Origin of the sequence: Streptomyces sp. NPDC002825 (assembly GCF_040295385.1) — a bacterium.
Lineage (GTDB): Bacteria > Actinomycetota > Actinomycetes > Streptomycetales > Streptomycetaceae > Streptomyces.
The window spans coordinates 65,353-78,977 of record NZ_JBEOVH010000019.1; the positions used below are offsets into that span (position 1 = coordinate 65,353).

Here is a 13,625-nt window from a genome sequence, read left to right on the forward strand (position 1 = left end):
CCCCGGACCGCGGGCGATGCGGTCCGGGGCGTGGCGTGTCCGTACGGAGGGGCGGCGTGCACGAGCGGGATGCTCAGGTTCCGGCACGGAGATGGTCGACGGCGGCCCGTGCGGCGCGGCCGATCGCGCGGTCGGCGAGGGGTTGCCGCGTGGCCGCGGTCGACGTACGGAGGAAGACGCCCACGGCGTACCGCTTGCCGTCCGGGTACTCGATCACGCCGGCCTCGTTGCGTACGGCGAAGTCGGTGCCCGTCTTCCCGGCGAGCCGCACGCCCGGTTCGGGAAAGCCGGAGACGAGGCGGTGCTGCCAGACCTGCTGGCCCATGATCTCCCGTACTTCGACGCAGGCGCTCGCCGGCCCGGCCTCGTCGCGCCAGATCGCGGCGAGCAGCGCGGTCACCTCGCGGGGTGTGCTCGACGGGCTGGTGCCGGGGGCGCAGGCGCGGAGGGCGAGGAGTCGTTCGTCGGGGATGCCGGCGAGCTGGTCGTCGAGGGAGCGGTCCGGATCGAGCCCGAGTTCCCGGCGGATGTCGTCGTCCAGGGCGGCGCAGGAGGAGAACCCGAAGTCGGGGAAGCCCAGATCGTCCAGTGTCGCGCGAACCCGTTCGGGTCCGACGATGTCCAGGAGCAGGTCGGTGGCGGCGTTGTCGCTGATCGTCATCATCATGAAGGCGAGGTCGCGGGCGCTCATCTCGACGTCGTGGGCGCAGCCGTCGGTGCCGCTGCCGCCGGCCCGGTAGGTGGAGGTGACGGTGTGGCGCCGGGCCGGGTCGAGCTCTCCTGCCGCCACTTGCCGGGCGTACTCCAGGGCGATGGGGATCTTGAAGACGGAGGCGAGCACGACCTGGGTGTCTGCGCCGTGGCCGAACTCCGCTCCCGTGTCGAGGTCGCGGACGTGGACGAAGCCTTCGGCCCGCGCCTGCGCGAACAGGTACGAGAGAGCGGTGCGGGCCTGGTCAGCCCCGGCCGACTGCGCGGCGGCTGTGGTCATGCTGTCTCCTGGGAGGTGGTCTCGGCCGAGGGGCGGCGCAGGTGGTCGACGGCGATCCGTGCGGCACGGGCGATCGCGGCGTCGGCGGCAGGGGTGCGACCGCCGAGGGCGGGGGTGCGCAGGAAGACGGCGACGGCGTACCGGCCGCCGTCGGGGTACTCGACGACGGCGGCCTCGTTGAGGACGCCCCACAGGGAGCCGTTCTTGGCCGCGACGCGGACGTCTGCGTCGAAGCCCGCGACGAGGCGGTGCACGGACAGCTGATGGCCCATGAGCTCTCGGACCTCGGCGCACGCTTCGGCGGGTCCGGCCCGATCGCGCCAGATCGCCGTCAGCATGGACGTGATCTCCCGTGGCGTACTGGACGCGGAACGGGTGGGGTCGAGCATGGCGAGGCCCCTGATCCGGTCCTCGCTCACCTGGTCGAGCTGGGCGTCGATGTCGCCGTCCGGGTCGAGGCCGAGTTCCTCCCAGACCGGGTCCCACAGCTCGCGGTAGCGCCCGACCGGAAGGCGCGGACAGCCGAGTTCGGCGGCGACGGCACGCACCCGGTCCGTGCCGAGGATCTCCATGAGCTTGTCGGTGGCCGCGTTGTCGCTCATGGAGAGCATGAAGAAGGCGAGGTCGCGGGTGCTCATGGTGACGTCGTGCCGGCAGCTGTCGGTGCCGATGCCACCGCCCTCGCGGTTGGCGGCGGTGATGGTGTGGCGGGCGGCCCGGTCGAGGACTCCGGCCGCCGCCTGGCGGGCGTAGGCGAGGGCAACGGCGATCTTGCGGACGGAGGCGACGATGACGGGGGCGTCGGCGCGGAAGGCGACCTCGCGGTCTCCGTCGGCGTCGTCGACGTCGCGGGCGTGGACGAAGCCCTCGACTCCGGCCTCGTCGAAGGCGGCCCAAAGGGCTGAGGTCGCCGCATCCGCTGTGGAAGGTGGTGCCATGGGGATCCAATCCTGCGGAGATCAGCTGGTCTTGGGGGTGGCGCGGCCGCTGTAGTGGAGGTACGTGGTGCCGTCGGGGCGCCGCTCGAACACCACCGCGTCCCAGATCGAGTCGCCCTCGTCGCGGCCGACGAACGTGGTCGCGTCGACGGCGACGAGGTCGAGGGTGCGGGACCGGGCGAGGCCGACGAGGATGCCGGTGGGTTCGGTGCGCAGGCGCGGCCCGCCGTCGTGCGCGGTCACGTGGATCCTGCTGCCGGCCCGCTCGTACACGCCGGTGAAGGGCTCGACGTCGACGTGGACGGGCGGATCAGGGGGCCCGATGGGGGCGGGCACGTCGATCGCGTGCAGGTCCCCGAGAAGTTCGGTGACGAGACGGTGCTGGAACTCGACGCTCCGGCCGCCGTTGATCAGCGCGGCGACGACCGTCCCCAGCTCGGGCAGGACCCAGAGCGCGGCATGCTGGCCGATGGTGTCGCCGGTGTGGGAGACGACCTCGTGGCCGTCCCAGTCGTCCAGGCTCCAGCCGATCCCCCACTGCCGCCCGCCGCCGTACGGATTGGGCAGATCGACCTGAGCCTGCCGCAGGGCGGCGGGGTCGGCGAGGAGAGCCCCGGGAGTGAGGTGGGCACGGCCGAAGGCGACCACGTCGGCGGCCCGTGCGCAGATCAGCCCCGCGGGGCCTACGGACCGGGGCAGTCCCCACTGCGGCACCACGGCGCCGTGCTCGTCGTGGCCGACGGCCGCGCCGAAGCGCAGGACGTCCTCCGGCAGCGTCCAGGTGTGCGTGAGGCCGAGCGGGTCGCAGATCTGCTCGCGCAGGGCCTGGTCCCACACCTTTCCGGTGAGCTGCTCGACCACACGGCCCGCGATGACGAAGCCGGAGTTGCAGTACGAGTGGGAGTCCCCGACGGGGAAGGTCTGCTCCAGGTCGGCGCACGCCTCGACGTACCGGCGCAGGCAGTCGTCGCCGCGCCCGGTGTCCAGGAACAGGTCGCCGTCGATGCCCGAGGTGTGGGTGAGCAGGTGGCGCAGGGTGATCACCTCGGTGGCCCGAGGGTCGCCCACGTGGAACTCCGGCAGGATCTCCGCGACGGGGGTGTCCAGCGTGACACTGCCCTGTTCGGCGAGGAGCATCAGCTGGGTCGCGGTCCACACCTTGGTGACCGAACCGATCTGGAACAGCGAGTCGGCGCGCACCGGCGCCCCGGTCTCGGTGTTGAGGACGCCCGTGGCGCACTCGTACAGCTCACCGCCGTACCACAAGGCCAGGCTCGCGCCAGGCACGTCGGAGTCGGCGGCGAGCGCCGCGAGGCGGCTCGTCCAGTGCTCGATGTCGGCCTTCACGCTCGCCCTCCGGGTGGTTCGATGTGTCTGTTGCGGCTCGGGTGAGCTTGGCCGAAAGCGTACGTACGAAGGGGCCAGCAGGGTTCGTACGGGGATACGAATGCGCAGGTCGGAGCTTGGTCCGCCGGACGACTCCGGGGGCGGCCGGCGTTCCTAGGGTGGCGTGCACCCGACGTACAAGGAGACGAGACGACGATGCCGCTGATCGACCGCGACGACTGCGCCCTGGTGATCATCGATGTGCAGACCGATTTCTACCCGCCCCACCGCCTCGACGTGGACCGGCAGCGCTTCCACGACATGGTGCGGCGCATCGCCTGGATCACGTCCGTGGCGGACCGCCTGGAGATCCCCGTCGTGGTGACCGAGGAGGACCCGGCGGCCGGCGGCCACACCGTGCCGGAGATCCGCGAGGTGCTGCCGGCCAAGGCGGTCACGCTGCCGAAGAACGCCTTCGCCGTGTGGGACAACCCCGACATCGCCGCCGCGATCGAGGCCACCGGACGCACCACGATGATCCTGGTCGGCATCGAGACGGACATCTGCGTCGCCCACTCGGCCATCCAGCTGCACCACGCGGGCAAGCGCGTGGTGGTCGTGGACGACGCCGCCTACTCTCCCGGTCAGGCCCACGAGCGGGGCCTTCGGCGCCTGGCCGGCCGGGGCATCGAGACGCTGTCCACGAAGGAGCTGTTCTACGACTGGGTGCGCACCATCCAGGACGCGGACGCCTTCCACGACACCCACGCGGACCTGGCGCCCCCGCCGGGCGTGCGGCTCTGACAGAGCCGGCGCTCAGTCGAGCCCGGCGGCGGTGCCCGGGCCTTCGGTCCCGGTCCCGCCGCCGTTCTGCGTCTGCCCCGGTCCCAGCAGGCGCAGCTGCAACATCGCGGCGAACCTGGCCGACGGGTCCTGGAGGTCGATCTCCCCGACCTCGGCCACTCGGCGGATCCGGTAGCGGAAGGTGTTGGGGTGGACGAACACGCTCGCCGAAGCGGTGATCACGTCCCCGAAGGCGTCCAGCCAGGCCCGTAGCGTCTCCACCAGGTGGGCGTTGTGCTTGGCGTCGTACGCGACGAGGCGGGCGAGGGGGCCGGACAGCTCGTCGCGGTTGGCTACGGCCAGGTCCCGCATCTCCAGGAGCAGGGCGTCGACGTACACGTCGGCGATCGAGGCGACGCGCTTGCCGGTACGGCCGGTGAACAGCACACGCAGAGCGCGGTCGGCGTTGGCCCGGGACCTTGGGAGCGCCGCCGGCTCCTCGGCGACCGAGCCGATTCCGATGACGGCGCCGGTGCGGTCGCCGGTGCGCTGGAGGAAGTTCGCCGCCACCTGCAGGGCGCGATCCCGGGCATGGGCGCTGTCGCCGGGGACGGGGAAGAGCGCGTACGCCACGTCGCCGAGGAGCGCCACGGCGGAACGCGGCTGTACGGCGGTGAGGTGCACGGCCAGGGCGGCGGCCAGGCGCTGGCGCTCGGCCGTGACGTGGGCGTGGTCCTCGCCCTGCCCGGGCGCGAGCCCGATGGCCATGACGAGGGCGGGTTCCTCGACGAGGCCGAGCCGGCCGAGGGCTTCGACCGCGCCGGCCCCGCCTTCGAGGGCGGTCGTGACGAGGTCGGCCCGCAGACGGTTCTCGGCGTCCGTACCCGCCCGGAAGCGGAGCATGTGGAGGGCGACGAGCTTGGCCGCCTCCAGGAACGCCTTCTCGCGCTCGGGAGTGAGGGGCTTGCGCAGCGCCGCCCACACGGAGCCGAGGAACTCGTCGCCGGCGCGCACGGCGACGGCGACCCGGGGCAGTGCCGCCTGGTCGCCGAGGGTCGGCGCGGGAACATGGACCAGGCCCTCGCTGCGGTACAGCTCCTTGAAGACGCCGTGCTCCTCGTGGTGGCGCAGATATCGCTCGGGCACCTGGCGGGCCAGGATGCTTTCCACCCGCGGGGCGTCCGCCTCGTCCTGCCGCCCGGAGAAGGCGAGGATGCGGGAGCGGCGGTCCTCGATGGTGACGGGGGCGTCGAGGAGGGTGGCGATGGCGTTGGCGAGGGCGAAGAGGTCCCCGGACGGCACCCCGCCCAGCGTCTGCTCCTCGCCCTCGCCCGCATTGCCCACGTCGCCTTCGGCGAGCAGGGTGCGCAGCATCGCCGCGAGCTGGGCCCAGGAGGCCCCGCGGGTCAGGGCGAGCAGCGCCACGCCGGTCTCGTTGACGACCGGCTCCAGCTCGTCGGCGTGGTCGACGGGGCCGCGGACGACGAGGGCGGTGGCGCCGAGCGCACCGAGATACCGCAGCAGCCGGCCGGTCTCGTCCGCTCCGTGGACACCGACGCCGAGCACGATGGCGCGCTCCGGGTAGTGCTGTTCGTCGTACGGATCGTGGATGCCTACGCCGCCGATCTCGCCAGCCGCGTCGGGGTCGCCGTACAGGAGGTCCAGGAGGGTGTGGCCGAAGTCCTCGAGCACCCGGCTGAGGCTTCGGGCGGGGTGCGTCGACATGTGCCTGATCATCTCCGCAGGTTAGGACTCGCGCAGCCCTGCGATGTGGTGCGTGCGGACGAGGATACGTCAGCCGGTTCGTCCGTCGATACGAACTGTGCTCGTGGGTCGCCAAAGGCGGGAGACGGCGGCTTCGGCGAGGGCGTCGGTCGAGTCGACCAGCGCCAGCACGCAGGATGCCGACGCGCTGACCAGCGGTATCTCGGTACAGGCGGCGACGACCGCCTGCGCGCCCCGCTCCCTGAGGCACTCGGTCGCGGTGGCGATCCAGCGTTCGGGCCCGTCGAGGTCGGCACCGCCCTTGACCGCGCGGATGGCGGCGTCCACGTACTCCTCCTGGACGGCGCCTGGCACCTGGACCACGTCGAGCCCGAGCCGGGCGCCGGCCCGCTCGTACAGCCCGGTCAGCCGCGTGCCCCGGGTCGCCAGGATGCCCACGCGCTCAAGCCCCGGCGTGCGGCGGGCCGCCGCCTCAAGCGCGGCCCCGATCATGTCGAGGACCTCGACGCCGGTGGCCCTGGACAGCTGCTCGACGTAGGCGTGGGCGGTGTTGCAGGGGACGGCGATGCAGCTGACTCCGGCACGCTGAAGCCAGCGGGCACCCTCGACGAGGGCGGGAACGGGCGAAGGCCCTTCGCCGAGCAGCGCCGCCGTCCGGTCCGGGACGGCCGGGTCCGCCCACATGAGGACGGGCAGATGCGCCTGGTCGGATCCCGCCGGGGTGCGTTCGACGAGCCGCCGGTAGAAGTCGGCCGTGGCGAGAGGGCCCATCCCCCCGAGGATGCCGAGGGTCGGGCGGGTGACGTGACGCATGCGAGGCGGCCTTTCCGTTCTTCCCGCCGACGTTTGCGGGTTCTCGACGCGATCGTCGTCCGATCAAAACGGCGGGGTGTCGTCGCCGGAGCCAAAAGGTCCGGCCGGAATTGGTACGGGCCGCCGGAGCACCCCAGCGCTGGTCATCGGGTTCGGTCGAACGGACGAAGCGGCCACCCCAGAGCTGTGACGGAGACCGAACCCTCGCACCCAGGCGCCGATTTGACTGGCCTCCGGCCCCGCCCCTGTCCGGCCGGGCTCGCTGATCGTCAACACAGAGGCCCACCATGCACACGTACGACCCCGCCCTCACCGATCTCGTCGTCGCCTCCCTGCGCGACCGGCTCCTGCACCGGCCCAGGCTCAACCACCCGGGCGAGGGAGACAAACTCGACAGGGTCCTGGCCGGGCTGATCGGACCCGAGGGCAACGATCCGGCGGAGGTCCTGCGGCTGTGGACCGAGCAGTTGGCGCCCACCGTGATCGGGATCGACAGCCCCCGCTTCCTGTCGTTCGTCCCCGCCGCCCCCACGCAGGCCGCCGTCCTCTTCGACACGCTCGTCTCGTGCTCGTCGATCCAGGGCGTCTCATGGCTCCTCGCCTCCGGCCCCATCGCCGCCGAGAACCACGTACTGCGCCTGCTCGCGGACCTCGCCGGGATGCCGGCCGAAGCCGGCGGATGCTTCGTCTCGGGCGGTTCGGCCGGGAACCTCTCCGCCCTGGTGACCGCGCGCGACACGGCCCGGCGCCGACGGGGCCTCGGCCCGTACGACCGCGTCAGGTTCGCCGTGTCCGACCAGGCCCACTCGTCCGTCGGCAACGCCCTGCGCATCATCGGCGTCGAGCCGTTCGTGGTGCCGACCGTGGACCACCGCCTGACCGGCCCCGCGCTGCGCGCGGCGCTCCTCGCCGACGCGGAACCGTCCGACGTCATCGGAGTGGCGGCGACCGCCGGCACGACCAACGCCGGCATCATCGACGACCTCGCCGGAATCGCTTCCGTGGCCCGGGACTTCGACCTGTGGTTCCACGTCGACGGCGCGTACGGGGGCGCCGGCCTCCTCGCCCCGAGCGTCCGGGACCGCTACCGGGGCATCGAGCACGCCGACTCGCTCGTCATCGACCCCCACAAGTGGCTGTTCGCCCCGTTCGACTGTGCCGCCCTCGTCTACCGCGACCCGCGCCTGGCCAGGGCGGCCCACACCCAGGAAGCCTCCTACCTCGACGCCCTCCACGCGGCCGATGGCACCCAGTGGAATCCGAGCGACTACGCCCACCACCTGAGCCGCCGCGCCCGAGGCCTCCCTCTGTGGTTCTCCCTCGCCGTCCACGGCACCCGCGCCTACAGCGAGGCCATAGAGCAGGCCCTGACCCTGGCCCGCGACGCGGCCTTGCTCATCCGGAACACCCCGTACCTCGAGCTCGTCCGCGAACCCGAGCTGTCCGCCGTGCTCTTCCACCGGATCGGCTGGGATGCCGAGGACTACGCGGAATGGTCGGCCCGTCTCCTCGCCGGCCAGACCGCGTTCGTCGCGCCGACCGGCTGGGAGGGCGAGACCGTCGCCCGGTTCGCCTTCCTCCACCCGGAGACCAGCCTGGAGTTGGTCGAGGAGATCGTGGGCACCATGGCCTGAGACCGCCCTCCGGCGGTGGCAGCCTGCCCCTTACCCCGGCTCCATGTGTGACCGGAGCCGGGGACCGGCTCATGCGGAACTGCTGGTGACGCTTGCCCGCGTCGGTCCACTGCACGAGCTTGTCACCGTCCCGTCGCCTCGCCGTACACCGACAGGACCTTGCCGCTGTGGCGGTTCTCGAGAGTGAAGTGGCGACGGTCCTTCTGGACGAGCCTGAGCCTCCACTCCTGGTGGGGCCGACTCTCGTAGTCCCACCGCACGACTTCGGCGCCGTCCTCTGCGCTTTCCCCCTCTACACGGACAGCACCTTGCCCCTGTGCCCCGCCCTGACGACGCAGTACTCCTCGTCGCCCACCCCTCCAGATTCCGATTCTGGTGATCCCCGTCGGCGAAGGTCCACTGAACGGCTTCCGCGCCGTCCTTCGCGCTCTCTCCGTTGACCGACACGACCTTCTGGCTGTACCGGGCGACGAGCGTGGCCGTGAAGGCGTCCAGGGAGGCCACAAGAGGCGCTCTACTCCGTGTATCGCCAGGCTGGTGCGGGCGGAGAGCCCGTGGATCCGACTCGGCGGCGTGTCCTCCCAGATGCGAGGACCATGGTGCTGGGCGCGCAGGTCGCCAGGCCGTCCACGCGGCATCGGCCCTTCGGTTTGCGATCATGGCTTCGTGCGCCGTTCGCGCGGCATGTGCGTCACGTGCGTGAGGGGAGCGCGCCGATGCCGACCGTTCTCGCAGAGGCCCGCGATGGCCGACGGTCACGGCCAAGGACGTGCGTGCACCATGCTTCTCCTACGCGGGTGGAGCGACGAGGCGGTAGCCGACACCACGTACGGTCTCGATGAGGGTCGGCATGCGCAGCTTGGCGCGCAGGGACGCGACGTGCACCTCCAGGAAGCGTTCGTTCCCTGGAGAACCGGTGGGCCAGAACTCGCTGATGATCTGCTCCCGACGGATGACGACGCCTGGGCGCTGGGCGAGTAGGGCGAGTAGATCGAACTCCTTGCGGGTGAGTTCGAGGACCGAGCCGTCCACGCTGACCTGCCGGGTAGGCAGCTCGATGCGCAGGGAGCCCAGGCGCAGGACCGTCTCGCCACTGTCGCTGTCGGGGTCCTGCGACTGCAGGATGCTGAGCACATTGCCTGCGTGACCGTAGTTGGATTGGGCTGATGGAGAGGCCGGTGGTGCAGGGGTGTCCGCCGTTGATGGCCCTGGTGCTCGGTAGAGGTAGCCGATGCCTCGGGCTGACACGATCGATGCACTGCCGACAGCGGTTGAGTCCAGTTTCCTTCGCAGGCGTGAAATGGTGAACTTGACCTTTTCCGTGTCCCGGCCGTTGGTGTCGCCCCAAGCTCTTGCGAGCAGTTTACGAAACGATTGGACGACGTCCGTGTTGCGCACGAGCAGGTCGAGAACGCGGAACTCCGTCGGCGTCAGCTTCAGCGGGACCTGGGCCACGCTGACCTCGAAGGTTTGAGAGTCGATCCGTATCAAGCCGTCGTCATAGACACCTTGGGTCCACTGCTCCGGTGATGTGCGGCGGTGCAGCACCCTCTCCATACGGGCGAGGAGTTCCGCGAAGTGGTAGGGCTTCACGAGGTAATCGTCCGCCCCCTGGTTGAGGCCGTGGAGGCGTGACCGGACATCGCTGCGCGCTGTCACGACGATGACAGGCACATCACTGACGGCCCGAAGCCGGGCCAGGATCTCGTAGCCGTCGATATCTGGGAGCCCGAGGTCCAGCAGCACCAAGTCAGGCCGCTCGTCATACGCCTTACGCAGACCGGCAGACCCGGATGCCTCATGGATGACCGTGTAGCGCTGCTCAGTCAGGGAAACGGTCATGAATTGGGCGACGCGTGGATCATCTTCGATGAGGAGAATGAGTGCCCGGCGGACGGTGGCGGCCGGCGCGGGGGCCACCGCCATCGGCACCTCCTCAACCGCGCGCTCGTCCACTTCCTCGGACAGGAGGCGTACTTCTACAGACGATGAGGGCACGCCGCTCTTGATCAGGAACGAGATGGTCATGTCGAGGCACTCGGCGCAGACCTGGATTTCGGTGCCACCCTTCACCAGCAGGGCGTGCCGCGCGTTCCGGTCGCATCGGCGGCCGGCGATGTCGGTCGAGCACTGCCGTGAAGCGGCGGTGCTCGCAGATTCTTTCCGCCGGTTACGGGACCGTCGAGCGGCCGATCTGCAGACGCCCGAGCAGTACTGGCGTGGTCGACCTGTGTCCGAAGCGGGTGGCAGAGGTCGACCGCACTCCCGGCACTGCCCCTCTTCCGTCCCCATGACGCGGCCTCCTCTTCGGACAGACCGCGAGCATGGCACGAAACCCGCTTTCGTGACGCGCTGTTGGGTGCAATTGGGAGAGCGACCCTTGGTCGGGTCTGCAGCCCATGTTCTCCTTGATACAGAGGACCTGACCGCCTCTCGACGATCAGGCCCCCCTGGTTTCATGACCGCTCGTGCTTGCCGGCGTCGACGATCATGTCACCGACCGCGATGAGAGCCCTCGCCCACTGGGCGAGGGCCTCGTGCTGTTTCAGGACCGCCACTGTGTCCACTAGGAGAAGCACAGCTCGCAATCCAATCCACCACGAGCTCACGCCCCGCGGATGCCACCTCGTGGGCGTTCCAGGCCCGGATGGCGAGCGCTCAGCGCCCTCCGTGTCCATGCCTGGGTCGTCCGGCTCCGGGGATCGGCACATCTGCCACCTCCTCTCGACAGCGACCGCGACCATCGCGAGCTGTCGCGACGAGCACGCGGTGGGTCCGCGAGTCGCCGGTGCGTCATGCGAGAGAAGCTGAGAGGTGTGGGTCCCCCATCACCTGAAATGGTTCGCTAACCGTCCCTCAGAACACGCCTCACCGGCAAGGACGAGCAATCAACGTAGCGTCAGCGCCAGTTGAAGGGGGCCGCACATGATGCGTCAGCTGACGCGTGACGGGTGACAATGTGGGCCATGCCTTCACCGCGGATAGGTGACTGCGCCAGGCTCGCGCGCGGGCAGGACCATGCGCACGGTGAACAGCTTGTTCAGGTGCTCCTGGGCGGCTTCTTCGAGGAGGATCGCCGCGAGCACGGTGATCAGCGCGAGCGCGCGTCCTCGTCTGCGGGGCGGCGGGGTGGTCACAACGGCTCCTCGGGGTCCTGACATGTCGCGCCGGCGGCTGACGGTAGGCGGGAGCGGATGAGAAGCACATGGAACCGGCCCTGCTTTCATGCGCCGTTCACGAGCGGGCCGGAAAGCGACGAGGACGGCGATCTCGCCTCCAGCGCCTGCTCGTGCCGCCCCTGCTGGTGGCGGATCGCGCCGAGGTTGCAGGTCACCGAAGGCCCCCGCGATCGCCATCAGGCCGGGTCCCGCCACCGCCGTGCGGCGGACGGCGACGGGCTCGGTGGCCTCGGTGGCGAACAGGGAGCCGAAGAGGGTCGTCGTGGCGACGAGGAGGAAGAGGGCGACCGCGAGTCCGGCGAAGGCGGCGGGACGTCGGCGGAGCTGTCCGAGGGTGAGGAGGGTCACGGCGCTCACCCGCCGAGCCGGCCGAGGCGTGCCGCGACCTCGGCAGCGGTGAGCCCGACGACCAGGCCGTCGGCGAGGAGCAGGACCCGGCCCGCGTAGGCGGCGGCGACGGGGTCGTGAGTGACCATGGCGCAGGTCTGGCCGTCGTGGGTCGACCCCGGCGCGCAGCAGGGCGAGGATCTCGTGGCCGGTGGCCCGGTCGAGCACGCCGGTCGGTTCGTCGGCGAACAGGACGCGGGCCGGGAGACGAGCGCGCGGGCGATGGCCACGCGTTGCTGCTGGCGGCCGGAGAGCTGTCTGGGGCGGTGCCGCTCGCGTCCCGCAAGGCCGACGCGGGCGAGCGCGTCGAGGACGCGGCCGCGGTCCGGCCGGGTGCCCGCCGAGCGGGCGGGCAGTTCGGCGTCCTGGGCGACGGTCATGGCGGGCGTCAGGTTGAACGCCTTCAAGACGAAGCCGATCCGGGTGCGCCGCAGTTCCGCCGGCTTCCGTTCCGGCAGCCGGGTCACCTCGGTGTCGCCCCACCAGACCGTGCCGCGGGTGGGCCGGTCCATGCCGGCGAAGCAGTGCAGCAGGGTGGTCTTCCCGGATCCTGACAGGCCCATCACCTCGGTGAAGGTGCCGGGTGCGAGGGCCACCGACACCCCGCGCAGCGCGTGTACGGTGGCGGCGCCGCGCCCGTAGGCGCGGTGCAGGTCCTCGGCGCGGGCAGCGGTCGCCGCCCTTGTGTCCGTCGTCGTCTCAGCCATGCCCTCATCCTCCGAGGGTGGGGCGGGGCGATGGTGCTCGCCCCCGAATCGAGGGTTCGGTTATCCGAACCCAGCAGGGGGCGGCGCGGTCAGGGCCTGAGGCTGGACACCACGTTCGCCGTGGCGGCGACGCCGTTGTGGATGGTGGGCGCCATGCTGGTGCCGGCGAGGAAGAAGCCGAGCAGGGCGCAGACGAGGGCGTGGGTGAACTTCAAGCCGCCGTTCCGCAGGAAGATCACGGCCAGTACCAGCAGCAGCACCACGACAGAAATGGAAACGGCCATCGCTCTCACGTCCCTCCGTCGCCGCACCGGAATTGCGGCGTTCGGCGGACAGTGTGACGGAATGCGCGGTCCGTCCGGACGTATGGCGGGGCGGCCATACGGGTGAGATCCGGCCGGGGCGCGGTGGCCAGGCAGTCCTTCCACTCGAACGTACGGTCGCACCAGCGGTTCGGCAGGACGCGGTCGTGACCGGCAGCGAGGAGGCCCGCGCCGGTCTCGGCGCGGATGTCCTCCTGGCGCGGCACGTCGAACTTCTGCTCCGTGCCGCGCAAGGGAGGGGATTCATGCGCAAGATTCTGCTTCAGCGCGCGGCCGCGTTGGCCACGACGCTGGGGCTCACATCGATGGGGCTGCTCGGGGCCGGCGCGACGCCCGCGCAGGCGGCGCCCAGCTGACTGCCCCGGGGCTACTTCTGTGGCTGGGCGAACGGCGATGGCACGGGCTCGATGTTCAAGACGAACACGAGCATGCCCACCCTGGGGAGCTGGGACAACAAGATCCTGACGCGGTACAACCGCACCGGCTTGAACGTCTGCATGTACGACCAGCAGAATCACGGACTCGCCGGCGGGTACTCATGGGACACCCCTGCCCAGTCCCGACCAGCGGCGGTAGTGCCGAGATCAGCTTCATGACGCTCGTACCCACGCTGCGGGAGTGTGAGGCGCAAGCCGTATCCCTACTGGGAGACGGTGACGTAGCCGAAGGTCGGCGGGTTCGGCGACATGAACGGCGACCGGCGCGCGGACGCCGTGCTGCGTGACGAGGCGGGGCGTCTGTGGTCCATGCCCGGCAACGGCACGGGGCGCCCGATCGGCCTCGCACATGTGCCCGGTCAGACCGCACTGCCCCGTCCAC

General features: G+C 70.9%; 12 protein-coding genes and 3 pseudogenes. 4 read left to right on the forward strand and 11 right to left on the reverse strand.

All coding sequences use genetic code 11. The annotated features are described in order from the left end of the window. Positions 1-73: 73 nt before the first annotated feature. The 3 genes from ABT041_RS23580 to ABT041_RS23590 are packed head-to-tail and all read right to left on the reverse strand — an operon-like array spanning position 74 to position 3,276. Positions 74-991, reverse strand: coding sequence for a serine hydrolase (locus ABT041_RS23580; protein WP_351187462.1), 918 nt, complete (start codon positions 989-991; stop codon positions 74-76). Beyond that, a complete protein-coding gene (locus tag ABT041_RS23585; RefSeq protein WP_351187464.1) occupies positions 988-1,929 on the reverse strand; it encodes a serine hydrolase in 942 nt (313 codons plus the stop codon). Before ABT041_RS23585 ends, ABT041_RS23580 begins: the two co-directional genes overlap by 4 nt. 21 nt (positions 1,930-1,950) lie before the next feature. Beyond that, a complete protein-coding gene (locus tag ABT041_RS23590; RefSeq protein ID WP_351187466.1) occupies positions 1,951-3,276 on the reverse strand; it encodes a serine hydrolase domain-containing protein in 1,326 nt (441 codons plus the stop codon). Positions 3,277-3,471: 195 nt separating this feature from the next. Here ABT041_RS23590 and ABT041_RS23595 point away from each other — a divergent pair, with 195 nt between their 5' ends. Continuing rightward, positions 3,472-4,059, forward strand: coding sequence for an isochorismatase family protein (locus ABT041_RS23595; protein ID WP_351187468.1), 588 nt, complete (start codon positions 3,472-3,474; stop codon positions 4,057-4,059). A gap of 12 nt (positions 4,060-4,071) precedes the next feature. On the opposite strand, the gene ABT041_RS23600 is transcribed toward ABT041_RS23595, so the two are convergent. Continuing rightward, positions 4,072-5,763 carry a PucR family transcriptional regulator gene (locus ABT041_RS23600; RefSeq protein ID WP_351187470.1) on the reverse strand — a complete coding sequence of 564 codons (1,692 nt, stop codon included), beginning with the start codon at positions 5,761-5,763 and terminating at the stop codon, positions 4,072-4,074. Positions 5,764-5,832: 69 nt separating this feature from the next. Beyond that, the gene (gene cuyB, locus ABT041_RS23605) at positions 5,833-6,576 is read right to left on the reverse strand and encodes a cysteate racemase (RefSeq protein WP_351187472.1); all 744 of its coding nucleotides are present in this window, start codon (positions 6,574-6,576) and stop codon (positions 5,833-5,835) included. A 287-nt stretch (positions 6,577-6,863) separates the two neighbouring features. Between cuyB and ABT041_RS23610 the strand changes: the two genes are divergently transcribed. Continuing rightward, positions 6,864-8,210: a pyridoxal phosphate-dependent decarboxylase family protein gene (locus ABT041_RS23610; RefSeq protein WP_351187474.1), complete on the forward strand. Its 1,347-nt coding sequence runs from the start codon at positions 6,864-6,866 to the stop codon at positions 8,208-8,210. Positions 8,211-8,332: 122 nt separating this feature from the next. Here ABT041_RS23610 and ABT041_RS23615 read toward each other — a convergent pair whose 3' ends face one another. The 6 genes and pseudogenes from ABT041_RS23615 to ABT041_RS23640 form a co-directional block, all read right to left on the reverse strand. Beyond that, a complete protein-coding gene (locus ABT041_RS23615) occupies positions 8,333-8,848 on the reverse strand; it encodes an RICIN domain-containing protein (protein ID WP_351187476.1) in 516 nt (171 codons plus the stop codon). A gap of 151 nt (positions 8,849-8,999) precedes the next feature. After that, positions 9,000-9,302: pseudogene (locus tag ABT041_RS23620) on the reverse strand (winged helix-turn-helix domain-containing protein); the annotation flags it as partial. A gap of 141 nt (positions 9,303-9,443) precedes the next feature. Further along, positions 9,444-10,670, reverse strand: a pseudogene (locus ABT041_RS23625) (response regulator transcription factor); the annotation flags it as partial. Positions 10,671-11,182: 512 nt separating this feature from the next. Continuing rightward, positions 11,183-11,746 carry a hypothetical protein gene (locus ABT041_RS23630; protein ID WP_351187478.1) on the reverse strand — a complete coding sequence of 188 codons (564 nt, stop codon included), beginning with the start codon at positions 11,744-11,746 and terminating at the stop codon, positions 11,183-11,185. Further along, positions 11,743-12,483, reverse strand: a pseudogene (locus ABT041_RS23635) (ABC transporter ATP-binding protein). Before ABT041_RS23635 ends, ABT041_RS23630 begins: the two are co-directional and overlap by 4 nt. 89 nt (positions 12,484-12,572) lie before the next feature. Next, on the reverse strand, positions 12,573-12,767 hold the full coding sequence (locus ABT041_RS23640) for a hypothetical protein (protein WP_351187480.1): 195 nt from the start codon (positions 12,765-12,767) through the stop codon (positions 12,573-12,575). A gap of 185 nt (positions 12,768-12,952) precedes the next feature. Here ABT041_RS23640 and ABT041_RS23650 point away from each other — a divergent pair, with 185 nt between their 5' ends. Both ABT041_RS23650 and ABT041_RS23655 read left to right on the forward strand, forming a co-directional pair. Further along, positions 12,953-13,162, forward strand: a complete 210-nt coding sequence (locus ABT041_RS23650) for a hypothetical protein (RefSeq protein ID WP_351187608.1) — start codon at positions 12,953-12,955, stop codon at positions 13,160-13,162. Further along, complete coding sequence (locus ABT041_RS23655) at positions 13,163-13,402, forward strand: peptidase inhibitor family I36 protein (protein ID WP_351187602.1); 240 nt, start codon at positions 13,163-13,165, stop codon at positions 13,400-13,402. Positions 13,403-13,625 lie beyond the last annotated feature (223 nt).

Coding starts and splice junctions, on each gene's coding strand:
- cuyB (WP_351187472.1), bottom strand. CDS start 6,576: ATGCGTCACGTCACCCGCCCGACCCTCGGCATCCTCGGGGGGATGGGC.
- ABT041_RS23595 (WP_351187468.1), top strand. CDS start 3,472: ATGCCGCTGATCGACCGCGACGACTGCGCCCTGGTGATCATCGATGTG.
- ABT041_RS23580 (WP_351187462.1), bottom strand. CDS start 991: ATGACCACAGCCGCCGCGCAGTCGGCCGGGGCTGACCAGGCCCGCACC.
- ABT041_RS23640 (WP_351187480.1), bottom strand. CDS start 12,767: ATGGCCGTTTCCATTTCTGTCGTGGTGCTGCTGCTGGTACTGGCCGTG.
- ABT041_RS23585 (WP_351187464.1), bottom strand. CDS start 1,929: ATGGCACCACCTTCCACAGCGGATGCGGCGACCTCAGCCCTTTGGGCC.
- ABT041_RS23600 (WP_351187470.1), bottom strand. CDS start 5,763: ATGTCGACGCACCCCGCCCGAAGCCTCAGCCGGGTGCTCGAGGACTTC.
- ABT041_RS23610 (WP_351187474.1), top strand. CDS start 6,864: ATGCACACGTACGACCCCGCCCTCACCGATCTCGTCGTCGCCTCCCTG.
- ABT041_RS23615 (WP_351187476.1), bottom strand. CDS start 8,848: ATGCCGCGTGGACGGCCTGGCGACCTGCGCGCCCAGCACCATGGTCCT.